At 56.0% G+C, this 20,430-nt stretch carries 22 protein-coding genes, 1 tRNA gene, 1 pseudogene and 1 riboswitch; of the genes and pseudogenes, 6 read left to right on the plus strand and 18 right to left on the minus strand.

Going from position 1 to position 20,430, the window contains the following annotated elements:
- The 8 genes and pseudogenes from HMPREF2625_RS11020 to HMPREF2625_RS02035 form a co-directional block, all read right to left on the minus strand.
- Positions 1-155, minus strand: a pseudogene (locus tag HMPREF2625_RS11020) (peptidoglycan-binding protein); the annotation flags it as partial.
- A 218-nt stretch (positions 156-373) separates the two neighbouring features.
- Complete coding sequence (locus HMPREF2625_RS02005; protein WP_070521204.1) at positions 374-1,429, minus strand: ThiF family adenylyltransferase; 1,056 nt, start codon at positions 1,427-1,429, stop codon at positions 374-376.
- On the minus strand, positions 1,420-2,175 hold the full coding sequence (locus HMPREF2625_RS02010; protein WP_070521247.1) for a thiazole synthase: 756 nt from the start codon (positions 2,173-2,175) through the stop codon (positions 1,420-1,422). The genes HMPREF2625_RS02005 and HMPREF2625_RS02010 overlap by 10 nt, the downstream gene beginning before the upstream one ends.
- 5 nt (positions 2,176-2,180) lie before the next feature.
- Entirely contained in the window at positions 2,181-2,378 is a 198-nt protein-coding gene (gene thiS / locus HMPREF2625_RS02015; protein ID WP_070521209.1) for a sulfur carrier protein ThiS, read from the minus strand.
- A 59-nt stretch (positions 2,379-2,437) separates the two neighbouring features.
- A complete protein-coding gene (thiO, locus tag HMPREF2625_RS02020) occupies positions 2,438-3,493 on the minus strand; it encodes a glycine oxidase ThiO (RefSeq protein WP_070521212.1) in 1,056 nt (351 codons plus the stop codon).
- Positions 3,494-3,495: 2 nt separating this feature from the next.
- Complete coding sequence (locus HMPREF2625_RS02025) at positions 3,496-4,110, minus strand: thiamine phosphate synthase (protein ID WP_070521215.1); 615 nt, start codon at positions 4,108-4,110, stop codon at positions 3,496-3,498.
- A 196-nt stretch (positions 4,111-4,306) separates the two neighbouring features.
- A complete protein-coding gene (locus HMPREF2625_RS02030; protein WP_070521218.1) occupies positions 4,307-4,498 on the minus strand; it encodes a hypothetical protein in 192 nt (63 codons plus the stop codon).
- Positions 4,499-4,756: 258 nt separating this feature from the next.
- Positions 4,757-4,827: transfer RNA gene (locus tag HMPREF2625_RS02035), tRNA-Gly, on the minus strand.
- Positions 4,828-4,968: 141 nt separating this feature from the next.
- Between HMPREF2625_RS02035 and dcd the strand changes: the two genes are divergently transcribed.
- Together dcd and HMPREF2625_RS02045 are read left to right on the plus strand one after the other, a co-directional pair.
- Positions 4,969-5,565 carry a dCTP deaminase gene (gene dcd, locus HMPREF2625_RS02040; protein ID WP_070521221.1) on the plus strand — a complete coding sequence of 199 codons (597 nt, stop codon included), beginning with the start codon at positions 4,969-4,971 and terminating at the stop codon, positions 5,563-5,565.
- Positions 5,566-5,598: 33 nt separating this feature from the next.
- Positions 5,599-6,828, plus strand: a complete 1,230-nt coding sequence (locus HMPREF2625_RS02045; protein ID WP_246826583.1) for a hypothetical protein — start codon at positions 5,599-5,601, stop codon at positions 6,826-6,828.
- Between the two features lie 102 nt (positions 6,829-6,930).
- Here HMPREF2625_RS02045 and HMPREF2625_RS02050 read toward each other — a convergent pair whose 3' ends face one another.
- Positions 6,931-8,325 (minus strand): MFS transporter, encoded by a 1,395-nt coding sequence (locus HMPREF2625_RS02050; RefSeq protein WP_013398519.1) that lies wholly within the window; start codon positions 8,323-8,325, stop codon positions 6,931-6,933.
- A 224-nt stretch (positions 8,326-8,549) separates the two neighbouring features.
- The gene (locus HMPREF2625_RS02055) at positions 8,550-8,783 is read right to left on the minus strand and encodes a DUF4235 domain-containing protein (protein ID WP_004006001.1); all 234 of its coding nucleotides are present in this window, start codon (positions 8,781-8,783) and stop codon (positions 8,550-8,552) included.
- 299 nt (positions 8,784-9,082) lie between these two features.
- Positions 9,083-9,185, plus strand: a riboswitch (TPP riboswitch).
- A gap of 56 nt (positions 9,186-9,241) precedes the next feature.
- On the opposite strand from HMPREF2625_RS02055, the gene HMPREF2625_RS02060 reads away from it, so the two are divergent.
- The 3 genes from HMPREF2625_RS02060 (at position 9,242) to HMPREF2625_RS02070 (ending at position 12,394) form a co-directional block, all read left to right on the plus strand.
- Positions 9,242-9,841, plus strand: a complete 600-nt coding sequence (locus HMPREF2625_RS02060) for an ECF transporter S component (protein WP_141745405.1) — start codon at positions 9,242-9,244, stop codon at positions 9,839-9,841.
- A gap of 90 nt (positions 9,842-9,931) precedes the next feature.
- Entirely contained in the window at positions 9,932-11,590 is a 1,659-nt protein-coding gene (locus HMPREF2625_RS02065; protein WP_070521250.1) for an ABC transporter ATP-binding protein, read from the plus strand.
- A gap of 3 nt (positions 11,591-11,593) precedes the next feature.
- The gene (locus HMPREF2625_RS02070; RefSeq protein WP_070521230.1) at positions 11,594-12,394 is read left to right on the plus strand and encodes an energy-coupling factor transporter transmembrane component T family protein; all 801 of its coding nucleotides are present in this window, start codon (positions 11,594-11,596) and stop codon (positions 12,392-12,394) included.
- A 91-nt stretch (positions 12,395-12,485) separates the two neighbouring features.
- On the opposite strand, the gene HMPREF2625_RS02075 is transcribed toward HMPREF2625_RS02070, so the two are convergent.
- The 6 genes from HMPREF2625_RS02075 to HMPREF2625_RS02100 all read right to left on the minus strand — a co-directional run bounded on the left by HMPREF2625_RS02075 (position 12,486) and on the right by HMPREF2625_RS02100 (position 17,316).
- Complete coding sequence (locus tag HMPREF2625_RS02075; protein ID WP_070521233.1) at positions 12,486-13,385, minus strand: aminodeoxychorismate lyase; 900 nt, start codon at positions 13,383-13,385, stop codon at positions 12,486-12,488.
- Positions 13,386-13,402: 17 nt separating this feature from the next.
- Positions 13,403-13,828, minus strand: coding sequence for a regucalcin (locus tag HMPREF2625_RS02080; RefSeq protein WP_070521236.1), 426 nt, complete (start codon positions 13,826-13,828; stop codon positions 13,403-13,405).
- A 160-nt stretch (positions 13,829-13,988) separates the two neighbouring features.
- Entirely contained in the window at positions 13,989-15,260 is a 1,272-nt protein-coding gene (locus HMPREF2625_RS02085; protein WP_083295591.1) for a multidrug effflux MFS transporter, read from the minus strand.
- 251 nt (positions 15,261-15,511) lie between these two features.
- Complete coding sequence (locus tag HMPREF2625_RS02090; protein ID WP_083295592.1) at positions 15,512-16,159, minus strand: nucleoside/nucleotide kinase family protein; 648 nt, start codon at positions 16,157-16,159, stop codon at positions 15,512-15,514.
- Between the two features lie 3 nt (positions 16,160-16,162).
- Complete coding sequence (locus HMPREF2625_RS02095; RefSeq protein WP_238382403.1) at positions 16,163-16,642, minus strand: low molecular weight protein-tyrosine-phosphatase; 480 nt, start codon at positions 16,640-16,642, stop codon at positions 16,163-16,165.
- A gap of 167 nt (positions 16,643-16,809) precedes the next feature.
- A complete protein-coding gene (locus HMPREF2625_RS02100) occupies positions 16,810-17,316 on the minus strand; it encodes a DUF2247 family protein (RefSeq protein ID WP_070521260.1) in 507 nt (168 codons plus the stop codon).
- A gap of 192 nt (positions 17,317-17,508) precedes the next feature.
- Between HMPREF2625_RS02100 and HMPREF2625_RS02105 the strand changes: the two genes are divergently transcribed.
- Entirely contained in the window at positions 17,509-18,216 is a 708-nt protein-coding gene (locus HMPREF2625_RS02105; RefSeq protein ID WP_141745406.1) for a hypothetical protein, read from the plus strand.
- A 6-nt stretch (positions 18,217-18,222) separates the two neighbouring features.
- On the opposite strand, the gene HMPREF2625_RS02110 is transcribed toward HMPREF2625_RS02105, so the two are convergent.
- Positions 18,223-19,797 carry a pentapeptide repeat-containing protein gene (locus HMPREF2625_RS02110; RefSeq protein ID WP_070521243.1) on the minus strand — a complete coding sequence of 525 codons (1,575 nt, stop codon included), beginning with the start codon at positions 19,795-19,797 and terminating at the stop codon, positions 18,223-18,225.
- A 76-nt stretch (positions 19,798-19,873) separates the two neighbouring features.
- The coding region (locus tag HMPREF2625_RS02115; protein ID WP_141745407.1) for a pentapeptide repeat-containing protein at positions 19,874-20,430 on the minus strand (557 nt) is incomplete at its 5' end.

The raw sequence follows: 20,430 nt of genomic DNA on the forward strand, positions 1-20,430 counted from the left end.
GTTTCTTCGCCCCACCAGCCGTCGGCGGAGATGGCGTTGGCGGAGGTTGCGGTGACCAGGGTGGAGCCGAAGGCGAGTATGCCTGCTGCAGGAACGCCTATGGCACCTGCTTTGAGGAGCTTGCGGCGGGAAAGGTTAGTGTTTTCGAGTGACATAATGCATCCTTTCATCGGTGATGCAGGTTATTCCTGCATTTCCACCCTAAAATTAATTGTCGGAGGATTGCAACCATAGTTTTATTCCAATAAAGCATGCATGAAAGCTATCTATAATTCATTCAATATTGTTATATATTTAAAGACCCTTGATAATGAATAAAATTTTGCTGATTATTCATTATTAAGGGTCTTTTCAGTAAGAGAAAATATAAATACTAAATACCAACCAGCATTATATTGTATTCTTCCGCAACCGCATCCCAATCCTTCATAAACTTCGTTGCGCGTGCACCGGACTTACAAAACACGCCTACGCGTTCCCCGGCGAGCAACTTCAACATAGCGCGCACTGCATCCTCGGTAGCTGCAGACAGCGGAAGGTGCAAAGAATTCGGGTACTTCACCTGGGTTTCACGTTCGCTCTGCTCGCGCACATCCAGCAGAATTTTCGGCAGGTCATAGGCGCTCAGATCCGTTACGGGAACACGTCCCGGGTCTGGGGAGAGCGCAAAATTCTGGAAGGTTCCGCTCAGCGCCTCGTAGGTGAGCAGCCGCCCCTCAAGCGTGGGCAACCCCGCCAGGAACTTGAGTGTTTCCGTCGCCATGAGCGATCCGATAACCGCCGTGGTAGCGCCCAGCACCCCTGCCTCGGCGCAGGATTCCAGAGTCGCGGGAGTTGTAGGGAACAGGTCGCGCAGATGCGCCGACCCTGTGCGGAAGACGCTCACGCTGCCCTGATAACGCAGCACCGACCCCCACACCAGCGGAATACCGGTTATCTCGGCGGCATCGGCAATCAAATATTTAGTCGCAAACGTATCGGTACAATCAACGATCACCGCCGGGTTCTCATCGGCGAACAGGTCAAGAATCCAGGACGCTTCCAGGTACCGCCGATACACCGTCACCGTGAGTGCCGGGGCAATCTCGCGGGCACGATACGCGGCAACCTCAGCCTTCGCCCGACCGCAATCGGCGAGACCGAACAACGGCTGGCGCTGCAGATTCGACAGCTCAATCACATCGTGATCAACGAGCGCAATCGACCCGACCCCGGCGGCGGCAAGCGCCTGCACCACGGGGCACCCCAGGCCGCCCGCACCGATAACGAGCACATGCGCATTGGCAACCGCCTGTTGGTCGAAACCGGGCAGACGGTTCTGCCGCGATATACGCTCTGCTTCGAGATACTGCACTTGAGCAGGGCTCTCCGGCGCTAGAATCTGCGGTGCATCAGGCACCGAAGAGCGATCATGCGAGGTCACATCCATGACACCAGACCTTCCGCCGGGGAGGAAGCCTTCGCGTGCTCGCGCTGGGGAATCCTGCCCGCCCCTCGCGCCAGATAGCCCGCTTCAACGGCGGCTTTCATGGCTCGCGCCATCGCCACCGGATCCTGCGCACGGTTGACCGCCGAGGCCAACAGCACACCCGAGCAGCCGAGTTCCATAGCAAGCGCGGCGTCCGAGGCGGTGCCAACCCCCGCATCCAGCAGCACCGGAACCGTAGCGCGGGAGCAAATCAGCTCAATATTGTGCGGGTTCAAAATGCCCAGCCCCGTACCGATGGGTGAACCGAGCGGCATGACCGCCGCGACGCCCACATCCTCCAGACGCTTGGCGATCACCGGGTCATCAGAGGTGTACGCCATGACCGTGAACCCTTCCGCCACCAGTGTTTCGCAGGCGGTCACGGTCTCGCACACATCCGGTAGCAGGGTGTCTTCGTCGCTAATCACCTCGACCTTAATCCATTCAGTCCCCAAGGCTTCGCGCGCGAGCCGGGCGGTGATAACGGTGTCGCGCGCGGTGCGGCACCCCGCCGTATTGGGTAGAGGCGCAATATTTAGCCTGGTCAGAAGCGGAAAAATGGGGGTGCCCGAGGCGTGCCTGCGCATCGCGACCGTGGTCATCTCGGTGCCGGATGCGACCAGCGCTTTTTCGAGCAGGTCCATGCTGGTGGCGCCTCCGGAACCCATAATGAGCCGGGATGAGAACTCTTTTTCAGCAATAATCATGGTCACTACCCGCCCTGAACTGCGGTCAGCGCATCGACCCTAGCGCCTTCGGGCACTTCGGTACTCGCCCACCGTGAACGCGGCACCACAGCACCATCGAGTGCGACAGCGACACCCTGATCGGTGCCCGCCTGCTGGAGAATCAGCGCCTCAAGATTCGGGGTAGAAATGTCTAATAATTTGCCGTTATAGGTTATTTTCATGGATTATTCCTCTCGTTTCTGGTGCACAAACTGGCGGTATGGAGTAGCAAAATCGCGTATCAGCGCTCAAACCTCTTCGGTGAACAGGGCGCGAACTCCGGCGGAATATCCTCACCCAAAAAAACCTCCGCACCGGCTTTCCCAGCGAGAGCCGCCAGTAAAATTCCATGCCGAAAATACCCGTTCGAGATCAGCTGCCGCCGCCCGGTCGCCGTGGTGCGGTCACCAAAGATTGGCAGATCATCCGGGGTTCCGGGGCGCACCCCCACATTCGCCTCGATAAGCTCGCATTCCTCCACCGCAGGAACCACCCGGATCGCATCTTTGAGTAGTTGATACACGCCGTCCACACCGGGGCGGGTGCGGGTATCCTCGCGGCTTGTCGCACCGATACATACCTCACCGCCAGGCCGTGGAATCACATAAATGGACCGGCCGTTCACGAACCCGCGCACCACGTGCTCCACCAGCGGATGCGGCGCCTGCAGACGCAGAATATCGCCGTAAACCGGTCGCAGCGGATACTGCTCCGCCGCGCCCAAACCGGTGCACACAATATCCCCAAAATCCGGGTTCGTCACACGCTCACGCACAAACTCGACCCCGCGCGCCCTCAACGCCTTCACGAGAGCCTGCAAAAACAGCCGGGGCGCCACCTGATGATCGCCCTCAATCAGCGCTGCACCCGCCAAATCCGGGGCAAGCGCGGGTTCTAAGGCACGCGCCCGGCTCACGGGAATCGCCTCGGCACTGCGGTTGAGCGAACGGTAATACTCAGAAACATCGCGCAGATGCGCCGCATCCGCACGGTCACCCGCCACCACCAACGTGCCGGTCGTATCGTAGCCGGTGGGCGCGTCCGTCACCGCAGCGAGCCTGCGCATGAGCGAAGGGTAAGCATTCGCGCTGGAGACCATGAGCGGGAAAAGTGCATCCTGCTGAAACTGTACTTCGGCAATAGGTGCGAGCATTCCACCCGCAAAATAGCTGGCGCCCGTGCCGCGCTCGCCGGGGGTTGGGTCATAGACGCGCACCCGCTGGCCGCGTTCGGTGAGTTCAAAGGCGGTGGTCAGTCCGATAATTCCGCCGCCCACCACGGTAATAACTTCTGCCATGATTATGCCTGCAATTCCGGATTTTCCACGAAGGCGCGTGCCATTGCAACCCCGGCAACCCCTGTTTCGCGGATGCTCGGGCAGTCTTGCGGCCAAATATCGCCGATAGCGACCACCGGAACCTTCGAAAGCTCGGCAAGTTCACGCAGCCCTTCAATACCCAGAGGTGGGCGGTTTGAGGTTTTGGTCGGGGAGGGGCGGAACGGCCCAGCACCAATGTAATCGATCAGGTGCGCAACGGTGTTAGCGCGCTCAACAAGCTCGCGAGTGCCGGTGGTGAGACCAATAATGGCGTGCTCGCCCAGCAGACGGCGGGCATCGGCGACGGGCAGATCGTCTTGACCGATATGTACCCCGTCGATGCGCACCCCGCGAGCGCGCAGGGCGAGGGCAACATCCACCCGATCATCAATCAGTATCTTCTGGTGGGGGAGTGCGATACGCGCAATCTCTTCGGCAAGGGCATACAGGTCGCGGGCGCTGATGGGTTTGGAACGCACCTGTATGCAAGTGGCATGCCGTGCCCGCCGCACCGTTTCGACGGGGTTTTCGCCGGTGACCAGATACAGCGAAAGGTCTAAAGGTGTGGCGGTTTCGGCGGTGCTGTTGGTTGTCATGGGACCACGATTCGACTGTGAAAGTAGCGTTTCCTGCGCGCTCATGCGGGCGTTGCGGTGATTTTGCGACGATGCGGCACACGCAGATGTTTCCCACTCAGGCTAGCACACAACCTTTATCGCGGTTCTTGGCGGCGTTTTTATTGCTCTGCTCGTGAGAGAAAATGACTACTGAATCAGCGTCATTGGTTGAAAATTAGGAATATTCGCCGCTGGTATCAAGTTCCTCGAAAAGTTCCTGAGGCGAACTGTACTGTTGGGATGCCAGCACTCCATCCATCATGGCCCGGGTTTCTGCAATGGCCTCTTCAGTTGTTTCGTTATATTGCGGGTATTTACCGGTGGGGAAGACCTTATTTTCTGGGGCAGGTATGGGGGAATTATTCATAATATTCCTGACAAAAAGATTATTGACGTACTTTTACACACATAGACTTTACTGTAAATTCGATCATTTCTATCGCGGGGCTAGCTGAGGAAAATAAAAAAGCCCTGGCAAATACCAGAGCATTTAAGAGCGGCTGACGGGCTGGAGGGTGCGGATTCCGAGCGAGCGAGGTACCAAATCCGCGCCTGGAAGCGATTCACGTCTAAGATTGGGCACACGAAAACCCCTAACAGAAGCTAGGGGTTTATGGTTTATACGAGCGGCTGACGGGAATCGAACCCGCGTATCAGGCTTGGGAAGCGTGCGCTCTACCATTGAGCTACAGCCGCGCATCCGTGAACGGACTTAACCTAGTGTAGCGTGTGCTGCCCCGGTTCGCACACTTTGCCGCAGATTTTTATTTTTGATTTGTCGGCTGTTCTTTTTGAGCAATGGTGAAGTATGGAGTCTGGAGTCGGTATCCTTAGAGTGTGCTTATTTCAGACCGCGATATTCGACGAGAAATTGCTGACGGCCGTATCGTACTTGAGCCGTTTGACGATTCGATGATTCAGCCGGCGAGCGTCGATGTGCGCATCGACCGCTTTTTCCGTCTGTTTGACAATCATAAGTACCCGCATATTGACCCGTCGCAGGAGCAGGAGGAACTGACTCGTCTGGTGGAAGTTGCCCCCGACGAGCCCTTTATTCTGCATCCGGGCGAGTTCGTGCTCGGTTCCACCTATGAACAGGTGACCCTGCCGGCGGATGTGGCGGCTCGCCTGGAAGGTAAGTCTTCACTCGGGCGTTTGGGGCTTTTGACCCATTCAACTGCGGGGTTCATTGACCCCGGATTTTCAGGGCACGTGACCCTGGAACTGTCTAATATGGCGACCCTGCCGGTTATGCTGTGGCCCGGGTCTAAGGTCGGTCAGCTGTGTTTCTTCCGGCTCACTAGCGAGGCTGAGCATCCGTATGGTTCCGGCGCATACGGAAACCGCTACCAGGGGCAGCGCGGGCCGACCGCATCGCGCAGCTACCTGAACTTTCACCGTACAGAGATCCCCGTTGAGAAATCTGGCGACTAGTCGCCGTCCACATGATTTTTTCAAGGAGATACCTTGTCGTTCAAGACAATGGCTTTAAGCCCTGCCGGTGCCGATCTGAAGGTTATTTTTGGTCCCGGTGTTCCCGATGCGCTGCGCGAGCAGATCGTACAAACCTGGGGGAGTCTATCCCCGCGCCTCTTCGATAGTGTGCATGATGCCCTTGAGGCAACCCAGTCTGTGGCGCACGCGATTGTGCTCACGGACGGGAGCGTGAATCTGTTTGATGAGCACCCCGACCTGGTGAACCCGTTCGGGATTCTGCAGATTCTTAATATTCAGAACGAGAAGCAGGCGTTGGAGACCCTGACGTCTAATCTGACGGTTGCGATGATTCAGCAGTTGGCGGGTAAGCGTACTATGCTGCACGCCGCCGCCATTGGCGACCCCGCTACGAAGCGCGCGCTGGTGCTGGTGGGTGCTTCGGGGCGGGGAAAGACGACCGCCGCGCAGTATCTGGGGAAGAAATTCACCTATCTGACGGACGAAACCACGATCGTGGGTGCCGACCGCGAGATTTCCCCCTACCCGAAGCCGCTGTCGCTGGTTGTTTCTGATGACGAGCCGAAGGAACAGCATAACCCTGTGGAGCTGGGTCTGAACGCGGCGGACTGTGAGGATACGAGCTATACAGCCGCTCGCGTTGTCATAGTGGGGCGCACTGATGAGTCCACGAAACCCTATCTTGAGCGTGTGAGCCTGGGGGATGCGCTCATGTCGATTGCCGAGCAGACCTCCGGCGTGGCGCTCAACCCCGAGGGTGTGCTCTCGATTATTCGCCTGTTTGAGCAGTGCGGCGGCGTATGGCGGCTGGTGTATTCCGAGGTTGAAGATATTGAGCCGCTCGTGCGTGAACTTCTCGCCGAGGATGCCGTGCTCCCGAACTCCGAGAGAGTGGACGAATACGAGACCTTTGAGGTGCCCGACCGCCTGCCGAACGTATACCCCAACGGCACGCAGGTTCTTCAGCGCATGTTCGGCACCACCGGGTACCTAGTGGATGGAGAAAGATTCCTACTGCATCACGGAGATTCACTGGATGAGCTTTCCGCATTCGCGGCAGAATGTTGGATTAACGCCGCTCACGAACTGACGGTTCGGGAGCACTACGAAGTTATGCGCGAGCTGTTTGAGGGGTTGCCCGAGGATGCGCATCGCCAGGTTGTTGAGCAGCTATCTGAAAGCGGCATACTCACGATGCGCACCGTAGATGATCCGCTGTATACCGAAGAAAACTCGAACTAAAAAACCCAATAAATACGCGAGCAGATAGCGAATTGCTATCTGCTCGCGGGTTATTAAGACCCGCAGGTCAAGGGGTGCGGGTTAAGGGGAACGAGTAAAGAACTACCGCTGCGCCGCCTTGGCCGCTTTCTTTTCGGCGCGGCGTGCCTTGCGCAGGTGAAGCGCTTGTGGCGATTCTAACGGCAGGGTCATGAGCAGACCCGCCAACACCACGATCATAATGCCGACAATACCCCACACCTGGGCGTTGAAAATCGTGACAAACAGCCCGAACAGCATAGGCGCCAAGAAGCTGGTTGCACGCCCGGTCGTCGAATATAGCCCGAAGAGCTCACCTTCCGTACCGGGATCGGCGATGCGCGCCAAGAAGGTACGCGACGAGGACTGTGCGGGCCCCACGAAAAGCGCGAGAATGAGTGCGCAAATCCAGAAGGTCATGGGGTAGGGGAACAAGAGCAGGGGTACGGCGGCGATTAGGATGGCCACCAGCGAGAAAATAATAATCTTTTTGGGCCCCAGATAGTCATCCAGGTACCCGCCCAGCACCGCGCCTACGGCGGCAACACCGTTGGCGGCAACACCGAAAATAATGACATCCGAAGTGCTGAACCCGAAGGAACCAGCCGCCAGCACGCCGCCGAAGGTGAAGATACCGGCTAAACCATCGCGGAAGATAGCGCTGGCACACAGGAAATAAAGGGTTTGCGGTGCCGTGGTGCGCAGCCGCATAATGGTGCGCCACAGCTCCTTGTAGGCTGCAAAAAGACCGCCTTGGCGTGCCGGAGAAAGCCTGGCTAGGCCGCGTTCTAAGAACCTGAGTTCACCTGTGGGAAGGACCTCCGGGAGCACCCGTTCGCGGCGGCGCATCCGAATTAGCAAAGGCGTGCAGAAGATCAGGCACCACAGGGCGGAGAACAGTGCCACTGCGCGAATATTGAAGGCGTTGTCGGTGCTCAGGTGCAGCCCGTTAGGCTCAAGTACGAAGCCCCACAACACGATAATTAGGGCCACTAGGCCGCCCACATACCCCGCCGACCAACCGATCCCCGAGATTTTACCGATATTATTCGGGGTTGAAATGCGTGGAAGTATAGCGTTGTAATTCACGACCGCAAATTCGCTGAATACGCTCGCCGCAGATACGAGAATCACGCCCAGCCACAGATGCGCTTCATCGGGAAATACGAAAAAACACAGTCCAGAGAACGCCACCAGAGAAAGCGTATTAACACCTAACCAGAAAATACCTTTACCGGATTTATCGGCGCGCTGGCCCGAAACCGGAGCGAAAAAGGCAATACAGAACCCGGCAATGGTCAATCCCAGTGACAGTGCCGCCGATGCATCCTCGGTTGAGCCGAAGTAAGAGCTGGTGAGATAGACCGTAAAAATAAAGGTCATCATGATGGTGTCGAAGCTCGACGAGCCGACATCCCACAGCACCCAAGATGCAACCGAGCGGCGGCTGGTACTGTGGTCGGGAATGCGTCTAGTCATAACGGATGTGTTCACTTTCGTGTAAGACGCAGCTAGGCGCCCTCAATCTGGTGCTGGTCTTGTAGCTTACCCCGGCGACACTGCCGTAGGCATCGCCTCCCAGCGTGCCGAGCGCCTTATTCTCTTCTGAACAGGCAGACTATTCAGCACATCGGAAAGGATGCGCACACCGCTGCAGCGTGAAGGCTGCGGGGCGGCGCATCCACCCAAATTACACCGTGAAATTATGAGAAGAAACGGCGCTGTGCGCGGGCAATACCGACGCTTACCAGGGCACCCACCACGGAGGTGATGACGGTCCACACAATAACATTGCGCAAAGTGTCTTCGGACTCGGGGCCGATGGTAGGAGGTTCGTTACCGGTCACACGCTTCCACGCTGCGCCAAGACCTTTGCTTGTCAGGGCGGCGGCTGCCATATTGGCACCGGTGATAGCAATCTTTGCTACGGGGTTCATATCTTCTCCTCAAAAATCAGAAGTGACTATCCCTAGCCTATCGGCTTTACGGCTCAAATGCAGAGAACATGACCTGTTTTAACGCGCGCATACACGAAAAATCGGGGTAAAAACTCTAGAACGTGAGAAAAAGCACAGTATTGCCGGTCTGAAAGGCGTATACCAGCGGCAAATCAAGGAATCATATTACCGACCTGCCACACGTTCTTGTCATAAACCGATTCAAAAACTCAACGAACTCACAGAAAACGACTCATACAGCATAGAATGTAAACGTTTATAAGCTTCGAACTCTCGAAGCAACACGACAGGGGAGCGCCGCAGACGGGCGCTGAGAGTGCAACGCAGACCCTCGAACCTGATCCGGTTAGTACCGGCGTAGGGAGTCGAAATATGTTTTCTCAACACCCCACCCGCAACGGGTGTGGATGTTCCCCTTCCAATCATGGGAGGAAAATATGTCTCAAAAATCTCGCCTCAGCTGGCGGGTCAATGAAATCGTCATCGTCTCTGTGGTCGCCGCCGCCTGCGCGGTAATCTTCTGGATCTGGGATATTGCCGTAGACCCCGCCACTAAAACGCTCTTCGCGGCGGTTCCCGAATACCGACCCATCGTCGCCGGTATGTGGCTGCTCGCCGGTGTGCTCGGCGGGTACCTTATCCGCAAGCCCGGCGCCGCGCTCTACTGCGAAATCGTTGCCGCCGTCATCTCCGTATTCCTCACCGGAGGCGCCTGGAGCCAATCAATCCTCATCGCCGGATTCTTCCAGGGAATTGGCGCGGAAATAGCCTTCGCCGTGTTCGGATACCGCGTCTGGAACCTCAGCACAGCAGCCTTCGCGGGCGCACTGAGCGGGCTCTTCATGGGTGTCAACGAAATCATCATCTACTACCCAGACATGGAAATCTTCAAAGCCGTCACCTACGTGGTATGTGCGGTCGTCTCAGGAATTGTGCTCGCCGGGGTACTCTCCTGGGGACTCACGAAAGCGCTCGCTAAAACCGGGGTACTCGCCTCGCTGGCCTCCGGCGTGCAGGCACGTACCGCACGCGGATAACGGGCAGGCAGGCGTATGTCACAGCCTATCTCAACGCTCAAACCCTCAAATGCGGAACATCCTGAACCATCCGCAACCCAGGGTGCAACCATGATCGAACCCCACAGTACCGCCCCCGATGCGCCCGCCCGCGGTGCCGCAATCGACCTTCACAACTTCGGTTGGCACCACCCCGGGCGTGAAAAACCCGCGTTCTCGAACGTGAACCTGCGCATCGAACCCGGGCAGAAAGTACTGCTGCTGGGGCCCTCCGGCGCAGGAAAATCAACGCTCCTGCACGCTATCGCCGGGGTGCTGCACGATCACGACGGGCAGAGCCAAAGCGGCAACGCGCGCATCGACGGCGTAGCCCCCGAAGACGCACGCGGACTCATCGGACTCATGCAGCAAGACCCCGAATCATCGGTCGTGCTCGCCCGCGTGGGTGATGACGTAGCCTTCGGCCCCGAAAACCTTGCGGTCGCACGCGAAGAAATCTGGGCGCGCGTTGACGACGCGCTCACCGCCGTCGGGCTCGACTACCTGCCGCATGAGCATCCTACAAATGCGCTTTCGGGCGGGCAGAAACAACGCCTGGGACTCGCCGGAATCCTGGCGATGCACCCGCGTGCAATCCTGCTCGACGAACCCACCGCGAACCTCGACCCCGAAGGCGTTCAACAGGTGCGCGATGCTGTGGTGCAGGCGGTCACGGCAACCGGTGCCACCCTGATCGTCGTCGAACACCGGGTGGGCGTGTGGGCGCAGCATATGGACCGCGTTATCGTGCTCGGTGCCGACGGAGGCATCACCCACGACGGCGCGCCCGAAACCGTGCTCGCCCAAGCCCGCGAAACCCTCATCGCCAACGGCGTGTGGGTGCCCAGGTATGTTCCCGAACCCGCCGCCGTGGCGGCACCGAGCGGGCGCATACTCCTGAGCGCCGAAAACCTTGCGATTACGCGGGAATTTCCGAGCAAAAAACAGTTACGGGCACGCCGACGACAGCTCAAAACCATGCTGGAACCCGCACCCGTGCCCCTGGATATTCCTGCCCTGCGCGGGGGCATTAACCTGAGCATTCGAGAAGGCGAGCACCTGAGTATTCTCGGCCCCAACGGTGCCGGAAAATCAACCCTCGCACTCACTCTCGCCGGGCTCCTCTACGCCCCCAACGGAACCCTGCATGCGCACGAAGCCCTGCGCGAGTTCGACCAAAACCCAACAGCAGAAAGCTCCCTCACTCGCGAGAAAATAGCCGCCAGCTGGGATATTCCCTCCTGGAGTCCCGCCCAGCTGCTCGGGCGCATCGGCTACGTTTTCCAAGAACCCGAATACCAATTCGTGCGCGGCAGTGTGCGCGAAGAACTCGAACTCGGGCCGCGCCGCCTCGCCGCCCTGCGCCGCGAAAAAATTGATGAGGATGCGCTTGCCGCCGCCACCGCATCCCTCGCCGAACGCTTGCGTTTAGACGGGCTCTTAGACGCCAACCCGTTCACGCTTTCGGGCGGACAAAAACGCCGGCTGTCGGTTGCATCCGCTTTGGCGACGGCGCCGCGCGTGCTGATTCTTGACGAACCGACCTTCGGTCAGGATGCGAGCACCTGGGGCGAACTGGTGCGCTTGATTCGCGGGCTTCTCACGGAGGGGGTTGCGGTGATCTCGGTGACTCACGACCTCGAATTTACGGCGGCTTTGGGTGGGCGGAGCATCACGCTCGAAAGCCTGCCGCATGAGTCCGCAGACCGGGGCTTTCAGGAAGGGAATTAACGCATGAATACCGATTTTTTCGGGCCGAGTGCCGAGCGTAACAGCTGGTTTGGCGGGCTTAACGCGGGCGTCAAATTAGTGGTTGCGGGCGTGCTGGTTCTTGCGGCAATCCTCATTCAAGACCCGGTAACTGCGGCTATCATCTTTGGGCTGGAGCTGCTGGGGTTTATTGCGGTTGGGTTTCGACCGGTGAACCTGCTGGCGCGCAGCTGGCCTATCCTGATCGCGGTGCTGACCACCGGCTGGAGTGTGGCGATTCTTGTCAATAAAACCGGTGCCGTCCTGCTTGATTTTGGGCTGAACACCATCACGGAAGGGTCGCTCGCGGCGGCGTTTTCGATGATGATTCGTTCCCTGGCGATGATTCTGCCGACCTTCGCGTTTGTGCTCTCAACAGACCCAACCGATCTGGGCGATTCGCTTGCACAAACTTTCCGTCTGCCCGCCCGTTTCGTGCTTGCCGCGTTGGCGGCGTTACGCCTTGTCGGCATCCTGTTTGGGGAGTGGAATACGTTGGGGCAGGCGCGGCGCGCACGCGGGCTAGGCGCGGGTCAGGGCCCGCTCGGGCGCATCAAAACCGGTGCAGGGCAGGCCTTCGCGCTCATGGTACAGGCAATTCGCCGCGGTTCGCGCCTTGCGGTCACAATGGAGGCGCGCGGTTTCGGCACCGGCAAACGTTCCTGGGCACGCGTGCCTACCTATTCCCGGCGTGATGCGTATGTTGCGGTTGCCGCCGCCGTTATCGTGGCGTGCGCCTACGGGGTTTCGCTGGGACTAGGAACCTTGCGTTTCTTATGGCAGTAGCCGCACTGAAGCTGCCGCTAGGTACTCCGGGCCTGAAAACCGGGGTAAAGGCGCGGCGCAAGTATCAGCCTTGCGCCGCTAGCCCTGTACCTTAGCCCTGTGCCAGGTATTCCAAGAACCGGTGCGTGAGCTGCGCATCGTGCGCTAACGCCGTACCGTTCAGATGCGTGACCGGGGCGAGCAGACGCACCGAGGAGGCGAGCCACACCCCGTCAGATTCAAAGAGGTCCTGCGGGTACAGTGGGCCGTAGCCCAGCTCCCAACCGTCGCGCCGCGCCGCCTCAAAAATGGCGCCCTGTGTGGTGCCGGGCAGTATCCCGTGGTTCGGTTCGGGGGTGTACAGCATTTTCTTCCCGTGCTCAATGCGCGCCATGAGTACCGATGAGGTTGCCCCCTCCAGAATGCGGCGGTTGTCGGTCATAAAAATTGCGTCGTCCGCGCCGTGGGAGTGAACGTACCGCAGCACCGCCATATTCACCGCGTATGAGAGGGTTTTTGCGCCCGCCAGCAGCCACGGGTATGCGGTGTTGTCGGCGGGGTCGTGCCCGCGCGGCAGCAGCATGGCCTTCACCCCGTTCTGCCGCTGGTTCACGGTAGTTTCAGGTACCGGGGATGCGATTAGCAGCGTGTACGGCCCGGCGGGCATTCCCGCAGAGGCATGCGGCAGCCCGCGCGAGATAATGATTTTGACGATATGCTCTTCGCCGAGTTCCGTGTGGGCGCCGGGCACGGCCTGGGCGAGAAGGTTTGCCAGTGCATCCCGAAGCTGGTGCAGGTCAGGTTCGGGCAGGTCGAGCATACGCGCCGAAGATTCGAGTCGGGTGAGGTGCATATCAAGTTTTCGCACCTGCCGATTGACGGCGAGCATGGTCTCAAAAACGCCGTCGCCACGGGTAAATCCTTGGTCTTCCACGCCGATAAGCGGCTGGGTGGGGTCTACGGCAACGCCTTGCGGGTTCTCTGAATTTAGGAGTATCACGGAACTAGTCATGTTTCCAGTGTAGTGGCTCACGTGCCCTCACAGCAGTGCACGCCGAGCGGGCCCAGCTCCCAGGTGGCGTTTTCGGCGATAAAGTATATGTCTGCCTCGGCGATGTCCTCGAAGGTTTCGGGGTTGTCGTTGTCCCCTTCGATATCGAGCCCGATTTTGCCGTCCCGTTCGAGAACATGAACCCCGCTGCATATGCTGATGAACGAGCCTTGCACCCGGTAGTCCGAAATATCTTCCAGGGTTACGGTGACGTGCCGCCAGACGTCGTCGGTAGCGGCCTTCTCCCAGCCGCCGTCTACATGGGTCCGGTCCACCGCGCAGAATCGCAGACGAACAGCTGTTCCCTTTGCATAGGTTACGGTGATCGAATCCAGCCAGCAGTCGTAGAAGTGGTTGAACCGTTTGATGATCTCTGCACTTGTGAGGTTTTCGTCAGTGCTCACGGTCAGCCTCCTTAAAAATCTTAGGATTTATCAGGATACCAGCTACCTGCGCGAATACGCCGAGAAGCGGATTTTCGCTCGAAAAGGTGATATTTTCTCACCTTTTCGGCAAAAACCCGCTTCTTGGGTATCAACGTCTTAACACGCTCGATGCGAAGCACTAGCGCCCGCCTTCGCCGCCGTCTGCCGCATAATCGGCGTCCTTACGCGGGGTTGTGAAGAGCACAAGCGCGGTCATCAGTGCGAAGCCCAGAATTGAGAACGCCATCGGCATATAGGAACCCTCGCCGCCCAGCGAAACCAGGGGCGCGGCAAGTCCGCCCAGAAGCGCCTGAATCGTGCCCATCACGGCGGATGCGCTGCCCGCCATATGGCGTGCCTCGTTCAGAGCCAGCGCCGAGGAGTTACCAAAAATCAGACCCACCGAACAGGTGAGGCAGAACAACAGAATCAGGGTGGGCCACAGCGAAATACCTAGTGCGAATGAGACAGTCAACAGGATTGAGACCGTCAGAAGAGAAATCACGCCGATATTGACGATCACGCGCTGACCGATACGACCAACCAGCGCGGTTGCCAGCGAGCTCATCGCCACAATGCCCAGGGAGTTCACCCCGAAGGCGAGAGTAAACTGCCCGGCGTCGAGACCCAAAATGTTCTGGAGCACGAAAGTGGAACCCGAAATATACGAGAACATTGCGCCGAAGGCAAAGCACATAGTGAGGGAAAAACCCATGTAACGGCGGATTTTGAACACTTTCGGGATTTCGGAGTAGACACTCAGCGCGGTACCTTTGTACCGTTTTTCAGCGGGAAGAGTCTCGCGCAGAATGAAAATCACGGCGAGCATGAGCAGCGCGGTCACTACGGTGAGCACATGAAAAATATTGCGCCATGTGCCCCACGACAGCACCCACCCGCCAAAGAGCGGCGCCAGCACGGGGGCAAACCCGTTAATCATCATCATGACCCCCATGAGCTTGGCGGTTGCCAGCCCCTTGGTGGTATCTGCAACGATGGAGCGGGCAAGTACTGCGCCGATAGCACCACTGAAGCCCATCAGAAAACGCGCCGCAATGAAGACCTCAATGCTGGGCGAGAATCCGCACAGTGCGGTCGCAATAAAGCAGACTACGGAACCGATCAGAAGCGGTTTGCGGCGGCCGGTTTTATCGGAGAGTGGACCGATCATAAGCTGCCCGAGTGCCATGCCTATCATGAAGGCGCTGAGGGTCATAGATGCGGCGGCGTCGGTGGTGTTGAGCTCGCGGGCAACCGTAGGCAGCGAGGCCAGGTACATGTCGATACCCAGCGGAGCGATAGCGGTCAGCGCGGCAAGGGTGACGATAACGGGGGCGGGAATACCGAAGGAAACTTTAACGTGATCAGGGTGCTCATAACCCTGCTGAGAGGTAGTCTGTGACGAAGACACGGGTAGAGTGCTTTCTAGGTTTATGAACGCGTAACGGCGCCGAATACACCCAGCTGGAGACGCAACTTTTCTAGTCTAGCGGATGCGCGCATCCGGCGTAAGTGGCGTGTGCGCTAAACTTTTTGCCGCCGCTGGGCACATAAAAAGCCTTGTTCGTGAATAAAGCTGGATTTCTAACTCTTTATTCACGAACAAGGTTCTTTGTATCAGGGGAGGGTAAGCACGGGTACAGCAAACAGCAGGGCAGAGGGCTACGCCGTGCGGTAGATAAAATCTGCCTGCGCATACTTGGCGGAGTAGGTGGCGAAGAGGGCTTCTTCCTGCGCCGCCCAGCGTTCCCAGTGCGGGCGGTAGGTCTCACCGTCGCGGTCTATTGCCCGCCTGTAGCGCAGTTCGTCGGGTGCCTTCACCACGATGCGAACATCGCAGGTTCCGGTGATTGCCCCCACGCCCTCACAGATGATGACGGTCTCCTGGGCGGGGTTGATCGTGTGTTTGGGGCCGGGCGCATCCGCGTGCCAGTCCCATTCTCGGTAGCTGGCGGGCTTGCCGTTGCGCAGGTTCCGCGAGATTTTCTGCCACGTTTTCGTGCCTTCTTCCAGCCCGTCCCAGCCGGGGTAGATGGAGTCGAGGTTGAGCACGCGCACACCGATTCCTTCGGCAGATAAGGACTGCTCTAGGAGCTCGGAGAGCCTTGTTTTGCCGCTTCCGCTGCGCCCGTCGATACCGATGATCATCGGTAATGCGGCGTCGTTGCGGGCGTTGGTATCGAGCGGCATTCCGTCTTCGTCGGTGGGCGGCAGGGTGAGTTCGTGGTACGTCTCTAGGCAGAACTCGAAAATTTCCTCAACGTCGTTGGTTTCGTAGCCGTTGCCGAAACCTATGCTCCACACATCCATGCGCTAGTTTTCCTGCGGGGTTGCGCTCAGCTCGGCGATCAGCGCCCGCGCTGCGGTGTCGATAAGCTCGGTCGTGTACTCGAAGTCGCGCATCTGCCCGTACCAGGGGTCGTAGATGCCCAGCTCGTCCAGGTTTTTGCCCGCCATTGCGGGGTCGAAGGAGCGCATCATACGGATTTTGGCTTTGTCGTCCTCGGTGCGCGCAAGCTGTTTCAGGTGCAGGTAGTGCGGGGTGTCCATCGCCAGAATCAGGTCGTAGCGGTCGAAGTCTTCGGCAACGAATCTGGATGCGCGGTGCCCGCTGGGGTCGATGCCGCGCGCGGTGAGTATGCGCCCGGCGCGGGTGTCGATGGGGTTGCCGATCTCGTAGTCCGTGATGGCGGAGGACGCGACCTCAACCTCAAGCCCCGCCTGGCGCGCGTGCTCACGAATCAGGTACTCGCCCACGGGGGAGCGGCAAATATTTCCGGTGCAGACAGTCATGATGCGGTACATGGTCTTAAGTGTATGCCAGCGGCACCGGAAAGGCAGCGGTATTAGGGCTGCCTGCCGAAGCGTCGTTTCTATTCAGAAGAGTTTTTTGCATTCAGAAGCGATAAGCTCTTCTGAATGCAAAAAACTCTTCTGAATAGGCAGGCAAGTTTTGGCTGTTATCCCTCAAAACGGACTTTAGCCTCACGTAAGTATGCTTCCCACAGAGCATAGAGTCTGTCGATGTTCTCTTGGTGAGTGTACGTTGAAGGGTCATAGTCGGTCGGGGGCATGTATCGCACGAACGGGGTCACGTCCTCGGGGTAGCCAAAATCGGCGTAAAGAATTTCTACCTCGCCCAGCGGGTCGTCAAAGTTCTTGCGGTGCTCATACACATGTTTGAGTAGCAGGTACAGCCAGAGCGCGTGGCGGGGGTCGGTGAGTTCAGGGGAGTCTTCGTGCCGCGCGAGTTCGGCCAGAATCCCATCAACCCGGTAGGTGTGTTCGGGTTTGCACTGGTAGAGCTCGTATTCCAGGTCGCTGGAGTCTTCCTTCAGCCGGTCGGATGCGTATCGCAGAATATCTGCGTGGCTGATGTATCCCTGCGCGAGCCCCCAACGTAAACCCTGCCAGGTGAAGGCAATCTTTCTGATGTCTTCGTAGCCTATGTAGTACGTGCCTAGCATGCTGTGCTCCATCGTGAATTCCGGCAATTAAGCCCACATGCCCACAGTATGTAATACACCCAAGGTGCGTATTTGGGAGAAGTACTGTGAGAGTTCAGCAGATATGTTTTGGGTAGGGTATAGAAAGAATTAATTTTATAGAAAGATCTAGAAAAATGCAATATATGCTATAATTGCGAATAGGTGATTTTTGTGATTAAAGCGATATGTGTTGTAATATTCTTCCTATTTTTAGTTATAGTTATAGCCGGTATAGCACGTTCTTACGTGGAGGAAGAAGATAATCCTCAGAGGTACAGGCCTCGTTGGTTTCCTAAGTATTTGTGGCTTATTATCTCTTTGTTTTTGGTTTTCATTACCATAGGAAATGCTGTATTAGTATTTGATGGAAGCGGTAGACAGAATATATTCTTCGTAATTTTCATAGCGACGATCACTTATTTCATTACTCGTAGCTATCTTGGTGAAGAATTTAATTACTTTGAGGTTTATGATACGTATATCATAGTTAAATATCTAGGTTCTGCAAAAAATATTATTTATTACCAAAATGTGGATGGATGGAAATATTTAGGATATTCAGCTAATAGTCATACGGAGCATGTTGAGTTCCGTGATTTAAACGGTGATTTCTTGTGTAATTTTTATATGTATTCAGATGATAAGTACGTTTCAAAATTACTGTCCCCGATTATTTATCGCATGGAGAGAGGGGAGTTTCCCTCTTGGGACGTTCAGAAAGAAATATATAGTGGTCTCCGTGCAGACCACCCCGAGTATGCTGTTTATGAGACAGATGCTGAACTCGCCATTGAATATTTAAAGCGACATCCTACAGTATCAGGTCTTACGGGAGAGGGCGCATATGTGTTATATGATGGGGACGAAGACGAGAAATAATACGTTTTAGGTATTATTATTGTCTTCCTGCTCGGAAGGTTCGTCCGGGTCAAAGAGTTCTGCATCCTCGGGGATGATGAACTTAACGCCGTTATACTCTTGTTCTTTGGTCTCAATTTTGTAGGGGCTATCAGACGAAACTTCGAATTTATAATCTTCTGGTTCGGCCTTATGAGAGAACCTCGCTTTATAGAGTGGTATGCCCCATAGTGCGGTAGATATAAATATTGGATCCCAAATAAAGATTGCCTCGTTGAAGTAAGCTCCCTGGGTAAATCTTGTTCCGGAGAAATTAGCTCCAGCGAAAATCGTATTGGAGAAATTAGCGTGCCCGGCGAAGATCACTCCGAAGAAAAAAGCCCCTTTGGTAAAAGTTGTCCCCGGGAAGTAAGCTTCCTTGATGAAAGTTGTATTTGCGAAGTCAGCGTTCTCGATGAAATTCGTCCTGAAGAAGTTAGCGTACTCGGTGAAGGTTACCTTGAAGAAAACTGCCCTAGTGAATTTTGCCTCGGAGAAGTAAGCGCCCCCAGTAAAAGTTGCCTCAGAGAAGTTAGCGCGCTCGGTGAAAGTTGCCTCGTTAAAGTCAGCGCTCCCGGTGAATTCGGCCCCGAAGAAGTTAGCGTCCTCGGTGAAGGTCACCCCGGAAAAATTCGAGAAAACACCAAAATAACTGTAGACAAAATCGATAGGATAGAAGAAATGGGCGTTTGAGAAATCGTAATCAAAACCTGACCAAGGGCCTGGTTTTTCGGCATCGTGTAGATGCTCATGCATCTCTTTGATAATGCTTAGGCGTACCTGGCGTTCTTCTTCTAAAGTTGCTTTGTGTTGTTTAAAGGTTTGCTTATCAGCATTGAATTTTTCTTTATCTCCGTCGAAGTCATTCTGTAGATCTTTTGCGTAGGGTTTATCTAGTTGCTCAGCACGTTCTGCAAGAAGGAAAGGTGAGCGGATATAGGCGCACAGGTTATTGATAATGACTTGGCCTTCTTTGCGGCGTTTCTCAATATCAGGGATAGTTTTTTCATCTGCTAACCATTCATCTACCAGCCCCACGAGAGAGTAGACACCGCCAAGACGAATAGATGCTTTATCGCTAGAAAGTTGCTCAATTGCTGTGGTGTAGCGACTGCGTCGCTCTGCATGTACTTGTCTTATATGGTCTTGATCATTTTTGGCTTTATCTGCCTCGATTTTTTCGCGTTCTTTTGCGATGGTTTCGGTAAACTGACGAGCTTGTTCGTCGAGTGTCTTTGACTGGTGACTTTGCGATGCCTGATAGTTCTGAATATCGGCTTCTGCTTTTATTCTGTCTGTTGTGTTTTTGCGATGCGTTTCTACGAGTCCCAGAACAGCAATAGTGCCACCGGTGACATAGAGGATGTGAAGGCGAAGATTCGCATCGGTTTCACCAGTCAAACCTGTAACGTAGAGTAGCCAGGTTCCAAAAATTGCCAGAACGCCACCGCTAACTGCGAGCCAGACTAATAGTCGTACAAAGTGCTTACTAACAAAGTTCTCAGTTTTACCAGCAGGGTTGGTGGTGTTGGTTTCTTCATTATCTCTTGGTGTTTCTACCATCTTGATGTACTCCTAAGGGTCAGTGATTTTCTTTTTTGCAAGGAAATTTAATCTGTCATTTTATGTGGGTATACCGTTAACTGTCACCGTTGTCTTCCTGCTCAGAAGGTTCGTCTGGATCGAAGAGGGTCGCACCTTTGGGGATAGTGAAATTAACGCCGTTATGTTCTTGTTCTTCGGTCTCGATTTTGTAGGGGCTATCATACGAAACCTCGAAGTTATAATCTTTCGGTTCGGCCTTATAGGAGAACCTCGCTTTATAGGTTTTATTATCTAGCGTGTATTCAAATTTTGGTTTATCTTCGAAGGTCGCTGCGGAGAAGTCTGCGTTCTGGGTGAAGGTCGCCCCGGAGAATTTAGCGTATCCGATGAATTTCGCCCTAGAGAAGCTAGCCTCGGTAAATTTCGCTGCGGAGAAGTTAGTGTACCCGATGAATTTCGCTGCGGAGAAGTTAGCGTTTTTGGTGAATTCCGCTGCGGAGAATTTAGCGTACCCGATGAATTTCGCCCTAAAGAAGTGAGCGAACCTGGTGAATTTTACCTCGGAGAAGTCTGCGTTCTGGGTGAAGTTCGCTGCGGAGAAGTTAGCGTTCTGGGTGAAGTTCGCCCTAGAGAAGCTAGCCTCGGTGAATT

Source organism: Rothia sp. HMSC064D08 (assembly GCF_001809525.1).
Taxonomy (GTDB): domain Bacteria; phylum Actinomycetota; class Actinomycetes; order Actinomycetales; family Micrococcaceae; genus Rothia; species Rothia dentocariosa.